This is a genomic window from Paenibacillus paeoniae, assembly GCF_003388735.1.
GTDB lineage: Bacteria > Bacillota > Bacilli > Paenibacillales > Paenibacillaceae > Pristimantibacillus > Pristimantibacillus paeoniae.
In genome coordinates, this window is the sequence record NZ_QUBQ01000002.1 from 819,242 (window position 1) to 842,619 (window position 23,378).

At 44.7% G+C, this 23,378-nt stretch carries 20 protein-coding genes; 10 read left to right on the forward strand and 10 right to left on the reverse strand.

The annotated features are described in order from the left end of the window. Positions 1-75 precede the first annotated feature (75 nt). The 7 genes from DX130_RS15885 (at position 76) to DX130_RS15915 (ending at position 5,610) form a co-directional block, all read left to right on the forward strand. On the forward strand, positions 76-1,719 hold the full coding sequence (locus DX130_RS15885; protein WP_116046986.1) for a helix-turn-helix domain-containing protein: 1,644 nt from the start codon (positions 76-78) through the stop codon (positions 1,717-1,719). Between the two features lie 76 nt (positions 1,720-1,795). Continuing rightward, complete coding sequence (locus DX130_RS15890) at positions 1,796-2,776, forward strand: ABC transporter substrate-binding protein (protein ID WP_116046988.1); 981 nt, start codon at positions 1,796-1,798, stop codon at positions 2,774-2,776. A gap of 152 nt (positions 2,777-2,928) precedes the next feature. Next, positions 2,929-3,375 carry a DUF2178 domain-containing protein gene (locus DX130_RS15895; protein ID WP_116046989.1) on the forward strand — a complete coding sequence of 149 codons (447 nt, stop codon included), beginning with the start codon at positions 2,929-2,931 and terminating at the stop codon, positions 3,373-3,375. A gap of 1 nt (position 3,376) precedes the next feature. Continuing rightward, positions 3,377-3,595, forward strand: coding sequence for a helix-turn-helix transcriptional regulator (locus tag DX130_RS15900; protein WP_116046991.1), 219 nt, complete (start codon positions 3,377-3,379; stop codon positions 3,593-3,595). Positions 3,596-3,606: 11 nt separating this feature from the next. Beyond that, a complete protein-coding gene (locus DX130_RS15905) occupies positions 3,607-4,308 on the forward strand; it encodes a DUF4386 domain-containing protein (protein WP_116046993.1) in 702 nt (233 codons plus the stop codon). A gap of 27 nt (positions 4,309-4,335) precedes the next feature. Continuing rightward, positions 4,336-4,956, forward strand: coding sequence for a class I SAM-dependent methyltransferase (locus DX130_RS15910; protein WP_165861315.1), 621 nt, complete (start codon positions 4,336-4,338; stop codon positions 4,954-4,956). Between the two features lie 321 nt (positions 4,957-5,277). Further along, positions 5,278-5,610 (forward strand): DUF1904 family protein, encoded by a 333-nt coding sequence (locus DX130_RS15915; protein ID WP_116046997.1) that lies wholly within the window; start codon positions 5,278-5,280, stop codon positions 5,608-5,610. 99 nt (positions 5,611-5,709) lie between these two features. Here the strand turns inward: DX130_RS15915 and DX130_RS15920 are convergent, their stop codons facing one another. The 4 genes from DX130_RS15920 to DX130_RS15935 all read right to left on the reverse strand — a co-directional run bounded on the left by DX130_RS15920 (position 5,710) and on the right by DX130_RS15935 (position 9,920). Further along, a complete protein-coding gene (locus tag DX130_RS15920) occupies positions 5,710-6,168 on the reverse strand; it encodes a type II toxin-antitoxin system VapC family toxin (protein WP_116046999.1) in 459 nt (152 codons plus the stop codon). 13 nt (positions 6,169-6,181) lie between these two features. Next, positions 6,182-6,484 carry a hypothetical protein gene (locus tag DX130_RS15925; protein ID WP_116047001.1) on the reverse strand — a complete coding sequence of 101 codons (303 nt, stop codon included), beginning with the start codon at positions 6,482-6,484 and terminating at the stop codon, positions 6,182-6,184. Between the two features lie 854 nt (positions 6,485-7,338). Next, positions 7,339-8,904, reverse strand: a complete 1,566-nt coding sequence (locus DX130_RS15930) for an AraC family transcriptional regulator (protein ID WP_116047003.1) — start codon at positions 8,902-8,904, stop codon at positions 7,339-7,341. Between the two features lie 26 nt (positions 8,905-8,930). Then, a complete protein-coding gene (locus DX130_RS15935; RefSeq protein ID WP_116047005.1) occupies positions 8,931-9,920 on the reverse strand; it encodes an ABC transporter substrate-binding protein in 990 nt (329 codons plus the stop codon). A 244-nt stretch (positions 9,921-10,164) separates the two neighbouring features. On the opposite strand from DX130_RS15935, the gene DX130_RS15940 reads away from it, so the two are divergent. Further along, a complete protein-coding gene (locus DX130_RS15940) occupies positions 10,165-10,857 on the forward strand; it encodes a queuosine precursor transporter (RefSeq protein ID WP_116047006.1) in 693 nt (230 codons plus the stop codon). Between the two features lie 322 nt (positions 10,858-11,179). Then, positions 11,180-11,710: a cupin domain-containing protein gene (locus DX130_RS15945; RefSeq protein WP_116047008.1), complete on the forward strand. Its 531-nt coding sequence runs from the start codon at positions 11,180-11,182 to the stop codon at positions 11,708-11,710. 233 nt (positions 11,711-11,943) lie between these two features. On the opposite strand, the gene xylB is transcribed toward DX130_RS15945, so the two are convergent. Both xylB and xylA read right to left on the reverse strand, forming a co-directional pair. Continuing rightward, the gene (gene xylB / locus DX130_RS15950; RefSeq protein WP_116047010.1) at positions 11,944-13,440 is read right to left on the reverse strand and encodes a xylulokinase; all 1,497 of its coding nucleotides are present in this window, start codon (positions 13,438-13,440) and stop codon (positions 11,944-11,946) included. A 21-nt stretch (positions 13,441-13,461) separates the two neighbouring features. Next, on the reverse strand, positions 13,462-14,775 hold the full coding sequence (gene xylA / locus DX130_RS15955; RefSeq protein ID WP_116047012.1) for a xylose isomerase: 1,314 nt from the start codon (positions 14,773-14,775) through the stop codon (positions 13,462-13,464). Between the two features lie 190 nt (positions 14,776-14,965). On the opposite strand from xylA, the gene DX130_RS15960 reads away from it, so the two are divergent. Beyond that, positions 14,966-16,129: an ROK family transcriptional regulator gene (locus tag DX130_RS15960; protein WP_116047014.1), complete on the forward strand. Its 1,164-nt coding sequence runs from the start codon at positions 14,966-14,968 to the stop codon at positions 16,127-16,129. 92 nt (positions 16,130-16,221) lie between these two features. On the opposite strand, the gene DX130_RS15965 is transcribed toward DX130_RS15960, so the two are convergent. The 4 genes from DX130_RS15965 to DX130_RS15980 all read right to left on the reverse strand — a co-directional run bounded on the left by DX130_RS15965 (position 16,222) and on the right by DX130_RS15980 (position 23,378). Further along, the gene (locus DX130_RS15965) at positions 16,222-19,686 is read right to left on the reverse strand and encodes a hypothetical protein (protein ID WP_133297937.1); all 3,465 of its coding nucleotides are present in this window, start codon (positions 19,684-19,686) and stop codon (positions 16,222-16,224) included. 82 nt (positions 19,687-19,768) lie between these two features. Further along, complete coding sequence (locus tag DX130_RS15970; protein WP_116047017.1) at positions 19,769-20,722, reverse strand: hypothetical protein; 954 nt, start codon at positions 20,720-20,722, stop codon at positions 19,769-19,771. A 14-nt stretch (positions 20,723-20,736) separates the two neighbouring features. Then, positions 20,737-22,362, reverse strand: coding sequence for a glycosyl hydrolase (locus DX130_RS15975; protein ID WP_116047019.1), 1,626 nt, complete (start codon positions 22,360-22,362; stop codon positions 20,737-20,739). A gap of 32 nt (positions 22,363-22,394) precedes the next feature. After that, positions 22,395-23,378, reverse strand: a complete 984-nt coding sequence (locus DX130_RS15980; RefSeq protein ID WP_116047020.1) for a glycosyl hydrolase — start codon at positions 23,376-23,378, stop codon at positions 22,395-22,397.

Genomic DNA, 23,378 nt, shown 5'->3' on the forward strand with positions numbered 1-23,378 from the left:
ATCCCTTTGCCTGAACAAACGCCTCTCCTTTATACTTTAATGTAGAAAGGCATCGTAGAAGGAGCTGACACTCACATGAACCATTCCGGCTATCCTGTTCTCAAAAACATGTCTATATATGCGGACTCAATGGAAACCGGGCACTATAGCTATCACCAAGCTACACCTAGTTTAGTATTCATACATGCACATGCGGTGACTCTCACGATAAACGACCAGACCCACGCACTAAAGAATTTCGGTTGTTTGTTTCTGCCGCAAAGTACAACCGTAACGATTCAATGGGATATAACCAACAATCAGCCAGTAACTCTGGAACCGCTTTGTCTATATGCCTGCAGCTACGAATGGATCTGCGAGGAAGCGTCTACGGATACTCCTCCCGGGCCAGTGCTAGCTGAACTTAGCCATTCCAATCTGTTTGACCGGGCATCAGCCCTATTTGATGCATACGACAATAAGTTATATAACAGCCTCTCTCAGCGTCTCCCTATCCAAGCACAATTCTTGACCCTGTTTGCGGATGCAAGCTGGGAACTGGAACAACCCCAGTCTGTTTCTTTTGTCCCGCAGCTAGACGGCATGGAGCAGGTCATTACTTATTTGCATAATCATTATGATCGTAAAATTGGGAGAGATGATGCAGTAGACATATCTGGATTAAGCCTTCGACAATTCACAGCAAGCTTCAAGCAGCGCACCGGCTTTACATTTAACGAATATCTCAATCGCATACGGATCGATAAGGTGAAGGCTATTATGCTGCAATCCCGAAGTTCGCTAAACGAGGTTGCGCGCCAGGTAGGATATTCCGATGAGTTTTATTTAAGCCGCAAGTTCAAGCAAGTCACGGGCATGTCCCCTACTATTTATTTGCGAAAGCCCCATAAAATTGCCTCCATGGATCATGCGTATACTCTGGATTTACTCTCGCTGGGTGTTACACCATGTGCGGCTATTACAGATACTTGGGTGAATAATCGGTTTCGATTGCCACAATCGGCAAGTTCGTTCCAACCCCTCTATTGGCAGACAGAGCCTTCCAGAAGACTGCAAATACTTCAGCATATCAAACCTGATATTATTCTTCATCCTATGGTAGAGGATGATGAGTACCAACAAATTGAGCCATATCGCCATGTGGGCTTGGTTATCCAAATTCCGTGGCGCGGCATTCATTGGAAGCAGCATTTTATGAGTATAGCTGACATAACGGGCATGGAACAGCAAGCCCGCAATTGGCTGGACTATTTCGATCATAGATCCGGACAGGTACGGGAAGCACTCCGTCGAACGCTGCACCCGCGCGCTACAGTTGCCATTATTAATGTCCGCAGTGACCGCACGCTTATCTATGCTTATGGCTACATGGGAGCTGATTTGCTCTACGATACTTTGCAGCTCACACCCCCTCAGGCCGTTACATCCATGCGCATTCAAGGGTTAGAGCACCCGGAATTTTCTATTCCCGAGTTGGTCCATTATGATGCGGATCATTATTTTGTATCCATTGAAAATAATCAAGCAGCCAGACTACGTGCCATGACGATGATGAACAGTCCAGAATGGCTTGCCCGAACTGCCGTAAAGCAGCAATGTGTGTATCAGGTTGATATGACTAAATGGTATGGCTACGGTCCCGCTGCATTAGATGCGCAGTTGGATGATGTGATGAATTGCCTTCTGCCCAAATATCCAAAGAAACATCGTTCAATCTGACATGTACATGGATAAATGAACTTGTTATCATTGTTACTGATAATGAGAATCATTATATTCGGGAGGGCAATTAAGAATGGATAGAAAGAGAAGGATACTGGTATGCTTCATGGCAATCATAATGCTTGTAGGAATGGTTGCTTGCAGCAATACTGAGGAAACAGACAAGAAAGAAGAAACATCGGCAGCCAGCAACACACCCGTAAGCACAGAAACGGATAAACCGAGTAAGGAAGCAGCTACTCGCTTATATGAACATATGACAGGCAGTTCAGAGATTCCCGTCAAGGCAGAGCGTGTCGTAACGGATTGGTATTATGGCCAGCTTGTCGCCCTTGGACTTAAGCCGATAGGGACTGACGATTATGTACTGAACAACCATCCTTTCATCGAAAAAGCCGGAACGGAGAGCATTGGGCAATCGTTGGAGAAGGTCATTGATCTTCAGCCCGATCTGATCATTTCGTGGGGGGCCTCAAAATATGATAGCTTCTCCCAAATCGCACCCACGATTCCACTTGAGCTAAGCGGAGGGCCAAAAGATTCCGTCCGCATCTTTGGCGATATTCTTGGCCGGGAGACTGAAGCCGAGCAATGGATTACGCAATTTGATCAAAAAGTAGAAGCTGCTCGGGAAAAGGTGGCCAGCAAAATCAGTAAAGAAGAAACCTTCACCATCTTTAACATCTGGAAAGATAAATTGCGCGTATACGGATTCGTTAATATGGGCGGCTATGCTCTATATGAAGCGCTGCAAGTAACGCCCGCTCCGAAGGTAGACAAGGAGTTCCGCAATTCGGAGGAGTGGTATCGCGAAGTTTCATTCGAGGTTCTGTCCGAATACGCTGGTGATCATATCATCTTGACTACCTACGATCCAGAGGGCACCTCGACCGTGTTGCAAGATCTTGAAAATAGTGCGATCTGGAACAATCTTGATGCGGTCAAAAAAGGAAATGTCCATGTCATTGACTATAATTATTTGTATAATGATGACCCTATCGCAATTGAAAATCAGGTGGAAATTCTGGCCGAGGCGATTTTAGCCGGCCGCTAAGCTAGACTAGGGGAGCCAAACGGCTCCCTTTTTCTATATTTAGATATGGACAGCCTCTATGTAAAATAAACTTGACAATGGATCTATTTTTCATTACATTATGTATAGTTTATTTTACATGTTGTGAATCACATATTCATTAGGAGGTCCGTATGTCTTATCAAGAGAAAAAAGTGATCGTGTCCATTATCAGCGGTATACTCATCTTTACCCTCTACACGTTATATGCAATTAATAATGCCGAGGAAGGCAGTATCACTTCGGCTAACGACTTTAGTTTTTGGGGTTCCTTTATTCTAGTGTTGCTCCCGGTGTCCATTGTAGCTAAGATTATCATTCATATCGTCTTTGTCATTTCCAATAAAATAGCCACCAATGAAGATGAGCCCTCTATTGAAGATGAGTTTGATAAAATGGTCGAGTTGAAGGCAGACCGCATTTCGCTTTATGTATTTTCTATCGGGTTTATCCTTGCCATGATCCCTCTCGTGACCGATTTCCCAACGTACTTCACGTTTCTGTTGTTAATCTGCTTCGGTTTTTTATCCGATCTCATGGGACGAATCGCTCAATTATACTTTTACAGAAAAGGAGTTTGACATGGGAAAAGATGCGATCAGCAATCAAATACGAAATCTTCGCTTTCATCATAATGAGATGACCCAGCAGCAATTAGCGGATAAGGCTGGAGTAACCAGACAAACGATTGTTGCTATCGAAAAAGGCAATTATTCACCTTCATTGGAGCTCGCTTTTCGCATCGCACGTGTTTTCGGAAAGCCTCTTGAAGAAGTCTTTCAATACGATGATAAGCAATGAGGTGGGTCAGGATGAGGAAGAGTGTCAACGTAGATAGAATGTCTGCAACAGCCACTGGCTTATTATTAATAGCCGGATTAGTTACAGGTATCTTTAGTGTCGTGCCTGTCATCGATGGAGCAGATTACCTTATGCAGGCTTCTACAAATGAATATCAGGTGCTGCTAGGAGCGTTGTTCCAGTTATTGATGGTGGTTTCGTATGTTGGCATTCCCGTTTTGATGTATCCGATATTAAGCAGGCATAATAAAGGTTTCGCTCTTGGATCTGTTGCTTTCGGCATCATAGCGGGTGTGTTCATTATAATCGGCGTAATCCTTCTTCTTCTGTTACTGACATTAACTCATGAATTTGCGAAGTTTGGTGTTCTCGATGCATCGTATTTTCAGACACTGGGTGGATTGTTACGAGAAGGACGCGATCTGGTGAACCATGTGGCAACGACACTGGCCTTTGCTGTAGCTATGTTCTTATTCAACTTCCAATTTTATCAAGCTAAATTAGTTCCACGTTGGTTGTCGCTTTGGGGTCTTATTGGATCTGCATTGTCCATTTTGGCTAGCCTTCTATTTATGATTCGCTTCATTGATCTGAATGCGACCTATATGATGTTGAACCTTCTGATAGCCCTCCACCAATTGGTATTGGCCATATGGCTAATCTGGAAAGGATTCAATTCTACGACAAAGAATTCCTCATCTAACTTAAGATGAATGCTCAAGAAAAGAGGTGCAACAGAAATGAGTACATCTGAAAAGTTTTGGGACAAAACAGCGAGTAACTATGATCAATTAGAGAAGAAGGATGAACAGACTTACATCCATATTATTGAAAGTACGAAAACCCATCTCAAAACAAGCGATGTAGTCTTGGATTTCGGCTGTGCAACTGGACGGATATCCAACGAAATGGCGAAGTATGTGACCGAGATTCACGGGATTGATACCTCAGCTAATATGATCGGAATTGCGGAAAATAAAGCAAAAGAAAGCAACATTACGAATATTAACTATGCTCATACAACTATTTTCGATGAACGGTATAAGGAAGGCACATTTGATGTGATCCTAGTCTTTCATGTTCTGCATTTGCTGGACGATGCACCTATCGCTCTACAAAGAATGAATGAACTGTTGAAACCGGGCGGATTACTGATTACGGCAACTCCTTGCGTCGGAGAAAAGATATTTCTAAAAAGCTTATTGTCCTTTGCAGGCAGAGTTGGCTTTGCGCCGAAAATACAATCATTTAAACTCCCCCATTTGATCGATACCATTGAGGGAGGCCATTTCTCCATTATCGAAACAAATGGCTTGCGGAAAAGCTCACAGGAGTATTACATTGTAGCCAGGAAGATTTGATCGGTTTCGCCTTCTTATCCATGCGAAAAGGCCATCAAGGAAAGGATGGCCTCGTTCTCGTTGGTTTGGCTATAAGCAAGTATTCGACCTCGGTGGGCTCCCTATTCCCTGTTTTCAAATATTTCTCTCAACCCGATATGAGTCGCTATCTGGAAAGTCTTACTCGTCTATCGGTTTTAAGTTTTCTTTTGGTATCCAACCTTCCTCAGAATCAAGTAATCTTATCCCGAGAAACTTACTCTCCGTTTGCCATAGATAGACTTGTACATATACAATAAGAAAATATCAAAGGCTAAAGTCATATCGACAGGAGGATATTAGATGCCGCAATTAATTTTTAGAGGAATTCCAGCCGAAGGCATACGTGCAATCAGCATACCTCTCGTAGAGGAGATGGCCGCAATCTGTCAATGCGGAACGGATAATTTCACCTTAGAGTGCTTGCATGTCACCGCTATATTTGACGGAAAATATACCGATTCGTACCCTTTCATCGACGTATGGTGGTTTGAACGCGGGGACGAAGTGCGCGATAAGATGGCCGAGGCCATCGATAGGCATGTCCGGTCACTCGGCATACCCGATCTGGAGCTCTCCTTCCGGGTTGGCCGCGAGGACAACTTCTACATGAATGGACGCCGGTACGGTTCCTAGCTCCACATTCATAATCCTGCAAATCCGAAATACACAAGAAGGCGACCCTATCGGGGTCGCCTTTCACGATTTTGGGAATAGTTTCATTTTAACAAACTTTTAATTGGATGGAATAATTCGAATATCCTTATCCAAATTAACAAGCATCATGTAATTGCGATTGAACGTAAAGATGCGTTTTACCTGATAATAGGACATAGTGACAGCTGTTAATGCCTCACCGAGAGAGAAACGAAGCTCAGGTCTGTCTATAAGCAGTCTGCGTGATTCCCTCACAAATTCGGGACCGCTGGAGATGACTTCAAGCTTGCCATTACTCACTGCTTTATCAATTGCATTCAGAAAAAATTCCGCCTGCTGATAGCTGTATTCATTGCAGAGCCATTCGTGAAGATCGAATATAATGGCGTTGGTCGTCACAAAATTACGTTCAAGATCATGCAAATCCAGAAACAGGGAACGAGCTTTCATATAGCGGGGGTCTTCAGGGTTCATAAAAGCCGCTAAAGCTGATTCATCCAGAAAAATGATATTCTGAACGTTCAAATGGTTATTCATATGTCAGTACTCCTTAATCCTCTAGTTTGCAAATACCATCCAAATACAGAAGCGGATTATCTTCCTTTTGCTCCAGTGTGATGGGGGTTGATTTATTCTGGGTGTTTACGCTTACCAGGTACTGGACAATGATTTCATTTACGATAGCTTGCACGTTCGTACCTTGCTTATCGGCGATTGCTTTCAACTCAACATAATATTGCGAATTGAGCTCTATAGTACCCTCTTCTTCTTCATTTCTTGAAGCTATGAATCCGGAAGCGGTAGACTTCGCTTTTTCGTATTGACTCTGAATGAAGCGTTTATATTTATTCACTATCGTGATTCACTCCTTCTATATAACTTTTATATAGATTCGTCAAATTTTGCCGATTTCAGGGGGCAATGCGAGGCGGAAATCCAGGTTCTGGCTTCATTCAAAGTGGCTCCACGCTTCTCGCAATACAAGCACATAGTATGCTGTGGCGGAACTATCACGTTTACAGTGCGTTCGATCGTATACAAATAAATATAGGATGAAGTGAGTAGGCGATCATTTTTGATAGCTTACTCACTTCTTTCTTTATTTTAATTTCTCTGGTATGCAAGTGTCATTGACAGATTTTCTTTGATACAATTATATTTCCAAAAAGTAACGCATTGAGAAGAAAGTCAATGAAATTGCCGCTAAGATTGATAGGTTAAATGAATGAATTTCGTATGGAATTATAGGAGCCGTTCCGTGATAGCTGTATGGCTCCTATCTATTAAGCCCTTAATGGGATTTGAGTCTAGTACATCATTGCATTCGACATATATTTTCTCACCAGATACACAAAGGCCGACAGTCGCTTCAAAGCGAAAACTGCCGGCCTTCTCTGTGTGCATACAGCGTCAAGGAAGCTCATGTCCTGGTGGTCTGCGCAATGTATCGAGCAAGGTCGAGCTAAAGCTCGGCCCGGACTCGGTTCGGGGCCGCATAAACATGTTTTCAAAAGTCGAGCATGGACTCCCTGTTGACTTCGTCGTCCTTAAGCACAACGCAAAGAAGTACATCGCCACACTTCCGATGTACTTCAAGTCACAGACTATTTCCCCGTTTACGCCTTCTCCTCGTCCCCCACTGCCACCCGGTTCTCCTCACTGCTACTCCAATCGCTCCAACTATCACATCTAGCTAATAGGCTTTGCTCATGCCTTTATCATTTGCGGCAGCTCCTTAAGCTGTCCTAATCTTGAGATCGGGTCTACGTACAGCCAGTCTGTTGTCAGCAGATAGACGCGCCCTGCCTGTACCGCTTGCAAATTTCGCCAAATGAAGCTTTGACGCAACTGTTCGAACAGCCGCCTAGCCTTGCTATCAACCACGACAAACATATGATCACCTGCATATAAAGGCATTTCCGAGACATCCTTGCTCTGCTTAAAAGGAAGCTTCGGCTGCTCCTTCCTCGCTCGCTCAATAGCAGGAGGGGGATTTAGTCCCAGATCGTCATACATCATTTCCCGATCATAATACACATCAAATTGATTCGGAAACTCTCGAATGTACCAGAAGGACACGGTCTTCTCCGCACCTAACGACTTCTTCAACTGACGGCGCACATCCTGAACGTGATCCGCGTAGAGCTGAATCCATTCATCAGCCTGCCGCTCCCTTCCCATTAGAGATGCAACTTGCTTGAAGCGGCTAAAAGCCGGCTGCGACCACTCAATATTCAAGGTTGGCGCAATTTGGCTATATTGATCAAAGTGATAACCGTCAAATGTAAAGATGGCATCAGGCGTTACTCCCCTGAGCCGCTCCATATCCGGCATAACGACCGTACTTCCTGTCTCGACGATACCATCCACCAAGTGACGCACATATTTGCCGGACAATAACAGCTTAGGAGCGCCGACCGGTTTCACGCCCAATGCCAGCAGCTCGCCCAGATACTGATAGACCGCCACACGACTCTGCTCTCTGTGAAGGTTCACATACAGACGAGGGGACATGCCTACATGCCGCTTAAAGGTACGACTAAAATGAAACGGATCGGTAAAGCCGCTTTTTACCGCAACCTGCTGAACAGATTCCGAAGTAGAGGTTAGCAGCTTCTTGGCCGCCGTAATCCGACTGCGAATAATATAATTCATTGGACTTAAACCTGTCAGCTTCCTGAATAGTCGTGAGTAATGTCTCGGAGAAAGTCGGCAATTATTCGCCAAATCAACATAATCGATCGGCTCAGCATACGCATGATTGATATAGGCAATGCTTCTTCTCACACCCGACATCGCCCCATCATCGTGACTCTCATCGCTCGTACTTACCGCTAAGAGCACCAAATGCATCATTTTCTGAAAAAGGGTATGCAGTCTATAAGCCTCAGGCTCATTCGTCTCATGACGTCGCTCATATAATTGCTCTGCCAGACGAATCATTCTGCTGCCGGATGACGTATAGAGCTCATGCACCCCATCTGCCGTTAAACAATCGTCCAAATGTTGACCCTCATGATCGACTATAGCCACACTTCTAAAAGAAATGAGAAAAGCGCTCCAGGAATGTCCTGAAGCGTTCTCGAAGCTCATTGTGGTATGAGAAGGCAGTACATATGCATCTGCCAACATCTTTTCTGAATCCTGCCCGTTCAACTGCCAGCAAGCTTTTCCTGATAGAGGCAAGAGCAGCGCTGGAGAGTCAGGGCAGCGATATTCCCCTTCCTTAACAAGAGCAATATCCGTCCATACATATATACGGTGCACCATCATACCTGAAACTCCTTTAACCCGAACCCTTACTCTTGTGTCAACAATTTAACTACATCATCCAACTGTTGATCAAGCGACAATGCATCAAGCGGGAACCACAGTGCACTTTCCAATACGTACACCCTGTTGTTTTTGACAGCGGGAAGGTTCTTCCACAAGCTGCTTTCCAATACCTGATCCAAGAAGCCAGGGTCATTATCAAATTTCACGACGAATAGTCGATCTGCGGATGCGTATTCCGGAAGCAATTCCATGGAAATATCCATGCCTAATGGACGCTTCTCCTTCTCCCACTCGGATTTCACGGAATCAAGCATTGGAAATCCTAGTGCATGGAAGAAAGTGTAACCTACGTTCTGATCCGCATAAACCCGAAGCTGTGCTTCTTTGTACCCGCCGATCACAACCGTGCCGAATGTTTCATCTGAAGATACAGACGGAGCAAGCTTCTCTTTTGTTTCTGCCACTTTCTTCTTGTAATCTGCGATCCACTGCTCTGCCTGATCAGACAGGCCCAATACATCGGCAGTATCTTTGAGATGATCAAATGCGTCCTTGCCATTCCATGTAACGACAACGGTCGGGGCAATTTTGCTTAGCTTATCAATAAGCTCCTGATCATCTTCCATCGTCAAGATTAGGTCCGGATTCAGTGCCAATGCCTTCTCCACATTTAGTTCGTTTACCGCACCCAGATCCTCAATACCATCAATTTTATCACGTACAGATGCAAAATTGGTAAGCAAGTGTCTAGGGGCAGCAATCGGTTTTACACCCAGAGCAAGCATCTCCGGCAAATATTGTGTCGTAATAACACGTTGCGGATTAACCGGGATTTCCACTTCACGGCCACTGCCATCCGTCCACTTCCGTGTGGTTGCGGCTTCCTCCCTTTGCTTTGTTTCATTCCCTGGTTGATTTCCATTGCCTTGTGTATTCCCAGTGTTTCCGCAAGCGGCTAACACCAATGTTACGGACATAATTAAAACGGCTATACGGAAAAAATGAAATCTCATGATGTGCTTACTCCTTTAATTTATAATGATAATCATTCCCAATTAAGCTAGTATAGCAGATTGATCACTGATCGAACATGCGTGATCTGGACATCTATCTGAATCATTCGGACATATTTCCTTGCGCTAATCTTAGATTTAACTTTTCACCAAAAGGAAAAGCTGTTATGATAATGGCTGTCTGTATCGGCAGCCGCGGTTCGTAACCATCCCGCGTTACCAAAACTAAGGAGGATTTTTTGTTATGTTTAATTTGCTGTGGGGCGTGCTATTTATGCTCGTCCACTTCGGCCTCTTTTTGCTGTGCTATCGCATGTTTGGCAAAAAAGGGCTGTACGCCTGGATCGGCTTTGCGACGGTTATCGCCAACATCCAGGTTACCAAAACGATTGAGATGTCCATCGGCACATTTGCTATTGTGATGACGCTGGGCAATACGATCTACACGTCCATCTATATGACGACGGACCTGCTGAATGAAAGGTACGGCCAGCAAGCGGCCAAACAAGCCGTCTGGTTCGGCTTCTTCACGCTCATCGCTTCGAATATATTGATGCAGATGACGCTTGGGTTCATTCCGCAAGCAGAGGACTTTGCCCATGAGCCGCTGACAGCCATCTTCGGTTTTCTACCGCAGGTTGCGGCAGGAAGCTTATGCGCTTATTTTGTCAGTCAGTTCCTGGATGTACGGGTATTCAGCTATCTGAAGAAAAAGTTCCCAGTGCGCAATCAGTTCTGGATTCGGATTAACGGCAGCTCGCTTGTCAGCCAGCTTCTCGATTCCCTTGTGTTTTGCACGATTGCTTTCTACAAGGTGCATACATTCGATATCTGGATTCAAATCTTCCTGACCACTTATTTGCTCAAGCTGCTCATTTCCTTCCTGGCCACGCCGGTACTATACTTGGCGAGAAACATGAAGGTGAAGGAAGACTAAGCTTCGCTCATGAGGGCTGGGCTACTCACGAAAATTCGGTGAGCTAAAAAGGGAGCTAATCTGCTCCCTTTTTTTATATCCACCTGGCAGTTCTTCCACAAATAAAGACAGCTGTTCCTTCAACTTAAGATAAGCCTCAAGATCAAAATCCTCTGCATGCAATAGTTGTGTACTTACGATCACAAACACCGGACACAAAGCTCGCTAAGGAGTTCGGAATTGTCTAACCTTTGTCCCTACCTATCACAACCCCCAATATCGCCAAACCATCGAAACAGTGGTATTATAAATAAATTCAAAATAATGAAAAAGGAATGATCACATGCTGCCAACTAGTGCTGAATACTGGATTTCTAAACTTCAATTAAACGCTCATCCCGAGGGTGGATATTATAAAAGGACCTACCAAGGCGAGGAAAAAATTACGGACCAGGAACTATCCGTTCAATTCGATGGACATCGTTGGCTCTACACCAGCATCTATTTTCTATTGCGCTCACAGGATATTTCGCATTTCCATCGCTTGAAATCGGATGAACTATGGTACTATCACGCAGGAAGTCCGTTAACGGTCCATGTCATTCACGAAGACGGCTCCTATGAAGAAGTCAAACTAGGAACGAATTTAGAAAACAACGAAACCCTTCAATATTTGGTTCCGAAAAACTCCATCTTCGGCTCTTCCGTTCTAGAGCCAGACACCTTCTCGCTTGTCGGATGTATGGTAGCACCCGGATTTGATTTTCAGGATTTCGAACTATTTACACAGGAACAATTGCTGGCTCAATACCCTGAGCATCACGAAGTCATTAAAAAAATTGCCTACGAAAAAATACCGGATGGCGTGCTATAAACGAAGCCTCTTTCTCGCAATAGCTTTTGCAAAAAGACTGGGCAAGCATAGGCTTGTCCAGTCTTTTTTTCTGTCTGTATCGTTTAACCAAAATTGTCCCATTTCTAAAACATAGTTTCGTTCACTTAAAGGGGATTAACGTGCGGCTACAGAAAAAATGAAACAGCCTTAGCCCGATGGAAGCTCGAGCTAAGACTGCTTAATCATTTTTAAATATGTCGTTGTCGCCAATCTTAGAGACGGTAAGGCATCAAATCTTGATTTAATTCACGTGTTTGAGTATAAACTTGTTGATAGACTCGAAACAGCCCTTTGTACGTCTGAACCGCATCTGCTTGCGGCGCATATGATTCCGCATGCTTGACGAATACCTCCGCACACTCTGACAAGCTATCGAACCACCCACAACCGTAGGCAGCGAGCATAGCTGCGCCTAAGCCCGGACCTTGCTCATTCTCCAGTGCTACAACGGTTGTGTTAAAGATATCGGCTTGCATTTGCAGCCATTCCGGACTTTGCGCACCTCCGCCTATGGATACAATCGTGTGGATCTGCTTTCCGGAGCTTCTTAATAAATCAACAGACTCATTCAATGAGAACGTGATTCCTTCCATAATGGCTCGGACAAAATGAACACGCTCATGCGCTCCATCAACACCGATAAAGCTCGCGCGAATGGCCGCATCCGCATATGGCGTACGTTCGCCAACCAGATAAGGGGTGAACAGCAGACCGCCGGCTCCAGGCCTCACTTCGCCAACACCTGCAAGCAGCTCGTCAAACGACTCATTAGCCGCAAATGTTTTTTTGAACCAGCTCAGACTGTAGCCCGCCGCAAGCGTTACCCCCATCGCATAAAAGGAGTTTTCTTGCCCGTGGTTAAAGAAATGCACCTTGCCTGCGTAGTCCTTCGACTTATCGTTCTCATATGCGAGAATGACTCCCGAAGTACCGATGCTACATAGCGTTAGCCCTTCGGACAAGATCCCGGAGCCGATTGCTCCGCAAGCATTGTCAGCCCCGCCTGCAAATACTTTTGTTGCAGCCGATAAGCCTGTGCGTTCCGCATATTGCGGCAACAGCATGCCGACAAGACTATGCGATTCTACGAGCGATGGGCAGAAGCTAGCCTGAAGCTCGAATGCATCCAGCACTTCTCCGCTCCACGCTTTGCCTGCCACATCGAGCAGCAATGTGCCGGCTGCATCGGAATAATCCATATGGAGCTCGCCCGTGAGGCGGTAACGGACATAATCCTTCGGCAGTAAGAATAGCTCTGCCTGGGCGAAAACTTCTGGCTCATTCTCACGAACCCACAAAATCTTGGGAAGTGTAAAGCCCTCAAGCGCCGGGTTTCGTGTAATGCTCAGCAGTTTCTCTCCAAGCGTCCGCTCAATCTCACGGCATTGCTCCGTTGTACGAGTGTCATTCCATAGAATGGCATTGCGGATCGGATTGCCTTCGCCATTCAGCAATACAAGTCCATGCATTTGTCCAGAGAAGCTGATCCCTTCAATCACAGCAGCATCCATGCCTTCTGCTTCAGTAAGCTCGCGAAGCGCAGCAATTGTTCCGTCTACCCAGTCATCCGCTCGCTGCTCGCTCCAGCCTGTCTGTTCATGAAACATCGGGTAGCTGCGCGTTGCTTCTGCCGCTACTGTACCGTTCTTATCCACGAGCAGTACCTTGACGGCGCTTGTTCCTAAATCCACACCAATAACATAGCTCATTTGCCTGCCATCCTCCCGGACTTAAACGCTGAATATAACTTCGGACAAGATAAGGCTAATTCGCTCTTGGCGACCCGATTCATTTTTGATCGGATTGTTTTGCAGTGCGTATTGCTCCAGCGAAGCAAGGGTAGCCTTGCCCGAAACAATGTCCGCGCCAATGCCTTCTTTGAAGCTGCGGTAACGATTTTCTACGATGCTGTCGAGTATTTTCTCTTCCGTCAATTTCGCAGCCGCTTTCAACCCCCATGCGAAGCTGTCCATACCTGCAATGTGGCCCAAGAACAGATCTTCCAATTCGAAGGATCCACGACGTAATTTCGCATCAAAGTTGATACCACCGCGGCCGATACCGCCAGCTTTCAATACTTCAAACATCGTTAGTGTAGTGGAGTACAGGTTAACCGGGAATTCATCTGTATCCCAACCGAGCAACAGATCCCCTTGGTTCGCATCAAGCGAGCCCAACATGCCGTTAATCGCAGCCGTACGAATTTCGTGCTCAAACGTATGGCCTGCAAGCGTAGCATGGTTGGCTTCAAGGTTTAGCTTGAAGTAATCTTTCAAGTCATATTTTTGCAAGAAAGAGATCGTAGTGGCCGCATCAAAGTCATATTGATGCTTCGTTGGCTCTTTCGGTTTTGGCTCAATCAGGAACTGTGCATCAAAGCCAATTTCTTTCGCGTAAGCAATCGCCATATGGTATAGGCGAGCAAGGTTGTCCAGTTCGAAGCCCATGTCTGTGTTCAGAAGGGTTTCATATCCTTCGCGGCCTCCCCAGAACACATAGTTTTCCGCGCCAAGCTCTTTACCGACCTCAAGACCTTTTTTCACTTGTGCGCCTGCATAAGCATACACATCAGCATGTACTGCCGTTCCTGCACCATGTACGAAGCGCGGATTCGAGAACATGTTAGCCGTATTCCAAAGCAGTTTTTTGCCAGACGATTTCATGTTCTCCTTTATAAGAGCAACGATAACATCAAGATTTTTATTCGTTTCTTGCAGCGTTTCTCCTTCTGGAGCGATGTCGACATCGTGGAACGCGAAGTAAGGAACATTCAATTTATCCAAAAATTCAAAGTTGGCTTCAACACGCGCTTTCGCACGGTCAAGTCCACTATACTGATCCCATCCCCGTACCATTGTAGGTGCTCCGAATGGGTCTGTACCGTTTGCGTTAAAGGTATGCCAGTAAGCAACCGCGAAGCGAAGATGCTCTTCCATGGTTTTGCCCATAATGACTTGGGTTGGATCATAATGTTTGAATGCCAGCGGATTGTCCGAGCCCTTACCTTCGAATTGAATCTTACCGATATTTGCGAAATAACTCATGTTGAATAGCCTCCTTAATAGTAGGGAAATAGTTCAAATGAAAACGCTCACCCCAAGCATAACACACCTAAACTTAGTTTGTCTAATAAACAAACTAAGTTTAGGTGTGTTATGCTTGCTTCTATGATTTAAACGCTCTAATCATGGTAAAATGACTGTACAAGAATAAAGTTGACGGAGGCTGCAGCTTTTGAAAGTGACAACGACAGGCGATCTAACGCTAATTAAAAAGATAAATACAGCTATTGTGTTGGAAGCATTAGTGAAGAACGCTCCTCTTTCCCGAGCGAAAATATCCGAACTAACAGGCCTTAATAAAGCGACCGTGTCCAATTTGGTTCAAGATTTGATCAACAGCAACCTCGCGCTGGAGATTGGCACAGGCGAATCAAGCGGCGGCCGCAAACCAGTCATGTTACTATTTAACGGACAAGCAGGATATGCAATTGGCATTGATCTGGGCGTCAATTATATTCGAGGAGTGTTAACGGATCTAGAGGGAGCGCTCATAGCCGAGACTAATCTGACTCTCAAGAATCAACAACAAGATTTTGTTCTCGACAAGCTTGTTCACTGCATTTCCACTTTAATCGATAAAGCGCCCGAAAGCGCATATGGCATTGTTGGTATAGGCGTGGGCGTGCCTGGTATTGTGGACGACCATGGAACGATGTTTTTCGCCCCTAATTTGAAATGGGGACAACTTGAGCTACAGCGCATGCTGGAGGATAAGTTTAACTTGCCAGTCACTATCGACAACGAAGCCAATGCTGGAGCACAAGGTGAGCAAAATTATGGCGCAGGCCGCGGTGTAGCGCATCAAATTTATGTGAGCGTAGGAATCGGAATCGGTACGGGTATCATTTTGAACAACGAGTTGTATAAGGGTGCGTCCGGATTCTCCGGGGAACTAGGACATCTCTCCATTGAATATAAAGGAAAACGATGCAGCTGCGGAAATGATGGCTGTTGGGAGCTGTACGCTTCGGAAAACGCCCTTCTCCAAATGGCCGAGCCCCTCGGCTTTGATAGCTTGGATGACATGCTGCAAGCAGCCCAAGAAGGAAACGAAGAAGTACGCGCGCTCTTTAGTTCCGTTGGCGATTTTCTGGGAATAGGCATCTCCAGCATCGTGAATATATTCAATCCCGAGCTAGTCATCATCGGCAACCGAATGAGTCGCGCCAAGCTTTGGCTGGAGGAGGCCATTCAAGCGTCAGTCGCTCGTCGGACACTGCCACACCATCGCAACAAGCTGAGAATTCTATTTGCTGAGCTTCAAGAACAATCCGCCGTGCGGGGAGCTGCTTATTATGCCATCCATCATTTTTTCACAAAAATGAAATCAAACTGACCCTCCCTCACAAGAGTAACCAGACAGGACAAAAAAGGCTTTTACTGTACATGCTGTGCTGCATGTGTTCAGTAAAAGCCTTTTGCATTTATCTAATCCGCTAATTGTGCTGAGTCCATTTCCAATGGATCGACTTGAGGCGGGGTGTTAGAGTCCTCTGAGATGGCATAGGAAACAATCTCTAACGAACCACTATTGGCATCAGCCGTTGCATCTCCTGAAGAATCAATAAAGAACTCGATTCTACGCAGCCTGTCTATACCAGGATTCGCAGCATATATGTCCAATTCATAGTCTGTAATCAAATTAGGCTCCAGACGGATAACGCCATAGCCCTCCTGTCCGTTCTCTCCAATTAACTTAATCAGAATATGCTTGGTGCTGCTGTCGTGATTATGAATGGAGAGCTGCAAATATTTGAATGTCTCTGAATGTCCTGTAATTGTGCTGTAGATATTGGCATACGTGTTCTTGCCAACATTACTATAGGATACACTGGCAGAGCCGTTCTCACCATTAGTTATGATGTAGCCTCCTGGTGTTGCCCAGTCTCCCAAATCCAGTCCTGGCTGAACGACAGGCGGGGTCGTATTCGAAACTTCTGCAAGCGCATATGACTCGATAACTAATGATCCCGCATTCGTATCGGCCGTTGCATCGCCGGAAGAATCGATAAACAATTCAATTCTTTTCAAAGTATCCATATCTGAATTAGTTGCATATACGTCAATCTCATGATCAGTCACAGCATCAGGCTCCAAGGTCATCACATCGTAGCCCTCTTGATTATTGGCTCCAATTAACTTGACCAGAATATGTTTGGAGGTATGGTCTTTATTGCGAATGGAGAACTGTAAATATTTTTTGGCAGCCGTATGATTGTCGATGGATCTATTAATATTGGCGTACGAGTTCTTGGCAACGTTCGAATAAGTGACTGTAATATGTCCTGACGAATTTGCTTTCAGAGCATATTTCCCGTCAGTACCCCATCCTTTTAAATCTACTATCGGTGGGTTAGACGTACCTGGCCCAGGATGGTGCTGCTCTAGATCAGTGCTTGGCACTTCCTCCTCCTCTAAGGACGAATGATTAGCAAAGGTCACAGCAAGCAATTCCAACTTGCCCCTGTTAACGTCTGCACCAGCTTCCCCAGATGAATCAATGAACAGCTCGATTTTAGCAATGATATCCATATCGGGATTAGCTCCATAGATGTCCATTTCATAATCGGTTGTTGCATTCGGCTTTAAGACCATTAAGCCATAGCCTTCTTTTCCATTCTTGCCAATGATCTTAATTAATACATACTTGGAGGTACCGTCCAAGTTCTTCATCGTAAAATGAAGATACTTTTTCTCCTTCGAATGGCCGCTAATTGCACTGTATACATTCTGATACGTATTGCGACCAATGCTTTCATAAGAAATGTCGATTGAGCCGTCTTTCCCTGCGTTTAGCGTGTATTCTCCATCTGTTTTCCATTCGCCGATTGTCAGCTCTTTGACTTCTTCTTCATTGTCATTTCTAGAATTCTCGTCAAAGCTCACGTCTAAAATCTCAAGCTTTCCTTCATTTAAATCTGCCCCTGCCTCACTCGAGGTATCAATAAACAGCTCGATTCTAGAAATAACATCAATATCAGGGTTAGCGCTATACACATCCATTTCATAATCTGTTGTTGCATTCGGCTTTAATACCATTAAGCCATAGCCTTCTTGACCGTTCTTGCCAATCGTCTTAATTAATACATGCTTGGACGCACTGTCCAAGTTCTTCAGCGTGAACCGGAGATATTTTTTCTCCGCAGAATGTCCGCTAATCGTACTGTACACATTCTCATAAGTGCTGCGTCCCATATTTTTATAAGAAATTTCGATTGTTCCATCTTTCCTTGGATTTAATGTATAGCTTCCATCTGTCTTCCATATTCCTATCATTTCCTCGTTGCTTTCCATTTCTTCATCTGAAGGCTGCGGTTTCTTAGGTGGTTGCGAGCCTACTTTACTAAAAGATACGGAGATAATCTTCAGTTCCCCTGTTCGATCTTTGGTTGGAAGCAGAGGACTGGAATCAATGAATAATTCCATTTTTACAACCCTGTCGATTCTCGGATTTGTCGCGTATATATCCATCTCATAGTTTACAACTGACTCTTTGTAGTCCATGAGATTGATTACTCCATATCCCTCTTCGCCATTAGCACCCAATAATTTAACCAATACATTCTCAGCACTGTGATCCAGACGATCAAACGTAATGGTCAGGTTGCCATACTCTTTCGCATGATGATTTACAGTCGTATAAATATTGGCATAATCACTGAGCCCATCGTTTTTATAGCTGACATGTGTCGAGCCATCCTTCTGCTGTATCGTATATCCGCCAGCCGTGTTCCAAGCATCAATAGTGACACCTTTCCCTTTAGAAGGTGGTACTGATACTTCGGCAGCTTGCTGTGTAGCAGCCTTCATAAGAGAAGCAGAGGCAATGGTTAGTTTCCCTTTCCGATTGGTCGGCTCATTAAGCGGATTACTATCAATAAATAATTCAACTCTCGCAAGCTTACCGATCATCGTATTAACAGCTATCGTATCCACCTCGTAAACGAAAGTATCGGTGTTGATCTTTGTAAGATCAATAACATCGTAGCCCTCTTGTCCATTAGTTCCTAAAAGCTTAACTGTGATGTTCTCTGTGCTTCTATCACCCCGCTCCAGAACAAGCTTTAAGAATGAATAGGCTTTATTGTGATTCTTGATTTCAGCGCTGACGTTAGCGTAATCCGTAGGATTGTCATAAGAAATTAGCGTTCGTCCATTTTGGACAGACAATTTGTATCCGCCATCTGTACGCCATGGCATAATGGTATTCTCATGAAATACTGTCCTTTTCGCTTCGTTTGCTTTTGTTGTTAAAGTTACGGATTGTACGATCATTTCGCCTTTTCTGTCATAACTAGCCGTAGAATTCGGATGCGATTCTATCATCATGACGAGTTGAACACCATCGGACAGATTGCCATGCAATTCTGATAGCGCTCCCGAAATATCATAAGTGAGTCGGACTGTCTCTTTCTGACTACCCTCTGCCTTATAGTCGCCTACAAATGCTTCATGATAAAGCCAGTACCCGCCGTTAGCATCATCTACAAATTGCTTTTTATCGCCTCTAAGATATAACTCCAAATGTGTAATGCTCTGATTCAGATTCACAAACTGAAGAGCTAACTGATTTTCATTTCCTATATTCATTTTCCGCCGTACGCTTGCATAATCTGCTGTATGATCAAACTTGATCGAAACTTCTCCCTCTTCAGATGGAGATAAATGATACCCTGTCCATACCGCCTCATTAATCCATTCGCCAACATGTTGCTCCGTTAAGGGAACCTCCTCTTCGAGTGGAGGCGCCGTTGCTGATACAGGCACAGGCTGCGGAATCTGTTTATTATCCGTATTGACTTCAGAAACGGCTGGCTCAATATTATTGCTATTATCGCGGGACATGATCGTAACAACTGAAAATATTGAAATAATGACAGCCATTGAAATCATAATGGAGAGGCCTAGCTTGGATTTCATCCAAATCCACATTGAATTCATGTCCAACCTCCTTTTTATCTTGCTTTAAATCTAGCTAAGCTCTCTTTTTCCTTACTAAAAAAGCTGCTACGACTAACAACAAAACAATTGCAGCTCCAACATACATCATCCAGCTGCTAGAACCGCTGCTGCTATTATCTTCTTTATTTGAAGATTCTGTAGGATTAGGCGAAGGTTTAGTAGGCTCTTCCGATCCAGCGTCATCTGAATGATTAGTAGCATTTTCCTCTGGTTGCTCAACTACAGCAGCTGCCAGTGAGCCAATCGTATAAGCAAACTCACCGGTATAAAGAGTGCTGTCAGGATTTCCGATGTTCGCTCCAGTTACAATATAAGCTTCATCGTTCGTTAAAAACGTATCCCAGTTGATCGTCGTAATCTCTTGCTCATTATGATTGAAAACAAGCTTCTGACCATCCAGGCTTAGCTCGTACCCCGTGTCGGCTTTTGTAAATTCAAACTTCAACTCGTCTCCAATGTTATACGGAATCTCAGCATTTCCTATAAAAGTCCAGTCCCCTGGCACAGCATGGGTATGCGGCATAATCTGGAGAGTATGGCTTTCCTGATTGTAGAAGAATAGGATAAAACCCGCTTTCACAGGATCTTGACCGTCCCAGTTGTTGAACAATCTAGGTTGATCAGCAAAAGAAACAACAATCCAGCGATCATCCGCATATTCCATAGGTGAATCAATAGCGAACTGCCACTTTAAGCCGTTCAGATCATATTTTTGAACACTCTTAACTCCAACTGCTGAAGGCTCCGGTATATTTCCGGTATCCGGCCAATCCAGGCCTCCTTTGCCTGTTACCTTGACCGCACTATCCCCTACTTGTTGTACACTCTGTTCAATATAAGAGCCATTCAAAAATCCTCCCTTCATATGCGGAGTAAATCCATTCACGCTTTCAGCAGCAGCAAAACTACTCATACTCAGACCTAAAGACAATAACAGTATTACCATCAAAGATAATAATTTTTTCATAGATCAAAACCCCTTTATTCATTCTCATTAGCAGTCGAATGTATATATTTATCCCTCTGCATTTCCATCATGTAATGATTCAGTACAATCTCATTTTCTTGTAAGCGGGCATCTCCCCAGTTGCTCCAATGGGGATACTTACTCCATTGCCAATTGATATAACAGATTGCTTTAATTTCCTTATGGGCGTCTACCCACTCAAAGAAAGGCTTAAAGAAGGCATTCCAGCTGTGTATACCGTTCGTGACTCCGACAAATCTGGGGGTAACCTCCCCGATCATGACCGGGTAACCTCTTTTTCTAGCCTCATTCATATAGCTGATCGTATCTTGCTGGGTCGTTTTATGAATTTCAAAGATATCCACTCCCCACCAATCGACATATTCATCGCCTGGATAAAAGGACATAAAGTCCTTGTTATTCGCATCCGGTGAATAGGTCCACACCGTTGCCACTTGGTCCAGCTCCGCTTCCCTAATGGCTTCCGTAATCCGGATGAATGCCTGCTTGTAGGATTCAGGACTATAGCCATTCCACTCGCCATTAAATTCATAGCCAATTCGCAGAAATACCGGCCTGTTAAGCGCTTTCAGTTTATTCACCAATACCTCAATGTTAGCATCCACCCTACCCTCTGCGACCTCTTGTTCATAGGCCTCCTCCGGGTAACCGTCCTTCGTCATGTATAAACCAATCTGTGGAATAACATCGTCGCCATATTGGTTTAAGTCAATCTGGAGCCACTCGAAGAAGTGCTCCAGATTATCCTTAAGTCCTACGTAATACATACTGATGATCGGCTTAACATCATCCCCCATGGCCATGTTATACTCGGCAAAGGCTTCCGTGTCTTGACCTGCACCATGCAGCACCTTGTCCCCCACCGGCTCCAATCGCTTTTGTGGTACAGTACCAATGGTATAAGCAAATTCTTCTTCATAAAGAATACTTCCGGGATTCCCGATGTTCGCTCCAGTTACGATATAGGCTTCATCATTCGGTAGCAAAGCGCTCCAGTTGATCGTTGTAATGTCTTGTCCATTACGATTGAAAACAAGCTTTTGGCCGTTCAAGCTGAGTTCATACCCCGTGTTGACTTTAGTAAATGTAAACTTCAACTCGTCTCCAACGTTATACGAAATCTCAGCATTGCCAATAAAGGTCCAATCCCCTGGTGCAGCATGTGTATGCGGCATAATTTGGAGGGTATGGCTTGCCTGGTTATAGAAGAACAGAATAAAGCCTGCCTTCACCGGATCTTGACCGTCCCAGTTGTTGAACAATCTAGGTTGATCAGCAAAAGAAACAACGATCCAGCGATCACTCGCATACTCCATAGGAGAATCAATAGAGAACTTCCACTTCAGACCCTTCAGGTCATAGGGATGAACACTCTTAACTCCAACTGCAGAAGGCTCCGCTATGTTTCCAGTATCCGGCCAACTGAGGCCTCCTTTGCCTGTTACCTGGACCGCGGTATCCCCTGCTTGTTCTACGCTTTGTTCAAAATAAGTTCCGTTCAAAAATCCTCCCTGTTCAAGCGGAGTAAATCCATTCACACTTTCAGCAGCAGCAAAACTATTCATACTCAGGCCCAAAGACAGTAACAGTATCATCATCAAAGATAGTGAATTTTTCATAGATCAAAACCCCCGTCCATGATTTTGGATGACTACTTGGATCTGGAATGTATATATTTGTCCTTCTGCATTTCCTTCAAATAATTGGTCAGAACAACCTCATTGGTTTGTAAGCGGGCATCTCCCCAGTTGCTCCAGTTCGGATACTTACTCCATTGCCAATTGATATAACAAATGGCTTTAATCCCCTTATGGGCATCTACCCATTCAAAGAATGGCTTAAAGAAAGTATCCCAGCTCTTCATGCCATCTGTAACTCCCACAAATCTTGGAGTAACCTCGCCGATCATAACCGGATACCCACGTTTTTCAGCCTCATTCATATAGTCGATGGTATCTTGCTGGGTCGTTCTCTGAATTTCAAAGATATCAACGCCCCACCAGTCGACATATTCGTCACCTGGATAAAAGGACATAAAGTCCTTGTTATTCGCATCTGGCGAATAGTTCCACACCGTTGCTACTTGATCCAGCCCTGCTTCTCTGATCGCCTTCGTAATTCGGATGAATGCCTGCTTGTAGGATTCCGGCTTGTAGCCATTCCACTCGCCATTAAATTCATAGCCAATTCTTAAGAATACGGGTCTGTTCAGCGCCTTCAGCTCATTTACCAATATCTCAATGTTATAGTCAACCTTGCCTTCCGCGACTTCGTGATCAAAAGCTTTCTCCGGATGACCATCCATAGTCATATATAAGCCAATCTGTGGAATAACGTCATCGCCATAATCATACAGATCACTCTGGACACCTTTGAAAAAGTGGTCCAGCTTATCCTTCAGTCCTACGTAATACATACTGAGGATAGGCTTAATATCGTCCCCCATGGCCATGTTGTACTCGGCAAATGCTCCCATGTCCTGACCTGCACCATGAAGCACCTTGTTGCCTGCTGGCTCCAACCGTTTCAAGTCGCCTGAGGTCTTATAGCTAGTCGGGCTTTTAGAGCTGTCCGAGCATGCAGTGATTACGAGCATAAGGGCAAGTATGATGAGTAAGCCTGATTGTCTAGTCAT

Coding starts and splice junctions, on each gene's coding strand:
- DX130_RS15885 (WP_116046986.1), top strand. CDS start 76: ATGAACCATTCCGGCTATCCTGTTCTCAAAAACATGTCTATATATGCG.
- DX130_RS15890 (WP_116046988.1), top strand. CDS start 1,796: ATGGATAGAAAGAGAAGGATACTGGTATGCTTCATGGCAATCATAATG.
- DX130_RS15895 (WP_116046989.1), top strand. CDS start 2,929: ATGTCTTATCAAGAGAAAAAAGTGATCGTGTCCATTATCAGCGGTATA.
- DX130_RS15900 (WP_116046991.1), top strand. CDS start 3,377: ATGGGAAAAGATGCGATCAGCAATCAAATACGAAATCTTCGCTTTCAT.
- DX130_RS15905 (WP_116046993.1), top strand. CDS start 3,607: ATGAGGAAGAGTGTCAACGTAGATAGAATGTCTGCAACAGCCACTGGC.
- DX130_RS15910 (WP_165861315.1), top strand. CDS start 4,336: ATGAGTACATCTGAAAAGTTTTGGGACAAAACAGCGAGTAACTATGAT.
- DX130_RS15915 (WP_116046997.1), top strand. CDS start 5,278: ATGCCGCAATTAATTTTTAGAGGAATTCCAGCCGAAGGCATACGTGCA.
- DX130_RS15920 (WP_116046999.1), bottom strand. CDS start 6,168: ATGAATAACCATTTGAACGTTCAGAATATCATTTTTCTGGATGAATCA.
- DX130_RS15930 (WP_116047003.1), bottom strand. CDS start 8,904: ATGATGGTGCACCGTATATATGTATGGACGGATATTGCTCTTGTTAAG.
- DX130_RS15935 (WP_116047005.1), bottom strand. CDS start 9,920: ATGAGATTTCATTTTTTCCGTATAGCCGTTTTAATTATGTCCGTAACA.
- DX130_RS15940 (WP_116047006.1), top strand. CDS start 10,165: ATGTTTAATTTGCTGTGGGGCGTGCTATTTATGCTCGTCCACTTCGGC.
- DX130_RS15945 (WP_116047008.1), top strand. CDS start 11,180: ATGCTGCCAACTAGTGCTGAATACTGGATTTCTAAACTTCAATTAAAC.
- xylB (WP_116047010.1), bottom strand. CDS start 13,440: ATGAGCTATGTTATTGGTGTGGATTTAGGAACAAGCGCCGTCAAGGTA.
- xylA (WP_116047012.1), bottom strand. CDS start 14,775: ATGAGTTATTTCGCAAATATCGGTAAGATTCAATTCGAAGGTAAGGGC.
- DX130_RS15965 (WP_133297937.1), bottom strand. CDS start 19,686: ATGATTTCAATGGCTGTCATTATTTCAATATTTTCAGTTGTTACGATC.
- DX130_RS15970 (WP_116047017.1), bottom strand. CDS start 20,722: ATGAAAAAATTATTATCTTTGATGGTAATACTGTTATTGTCTTTAGGT.
- DX130_RS15975 (WP_116047019.1), bottom strand. CDS start 22,362: ATGAAAAATTCACTATCTTTGATGATGATACTGTTACTGTCTTTGGGC.
- DX130_RS15980 (WP_116047020.1), bottom strand. CDS start 23,378: ATGACTAGACAATCAGGCTTACTCATCATACTTGCCCTTATGCTCGTA.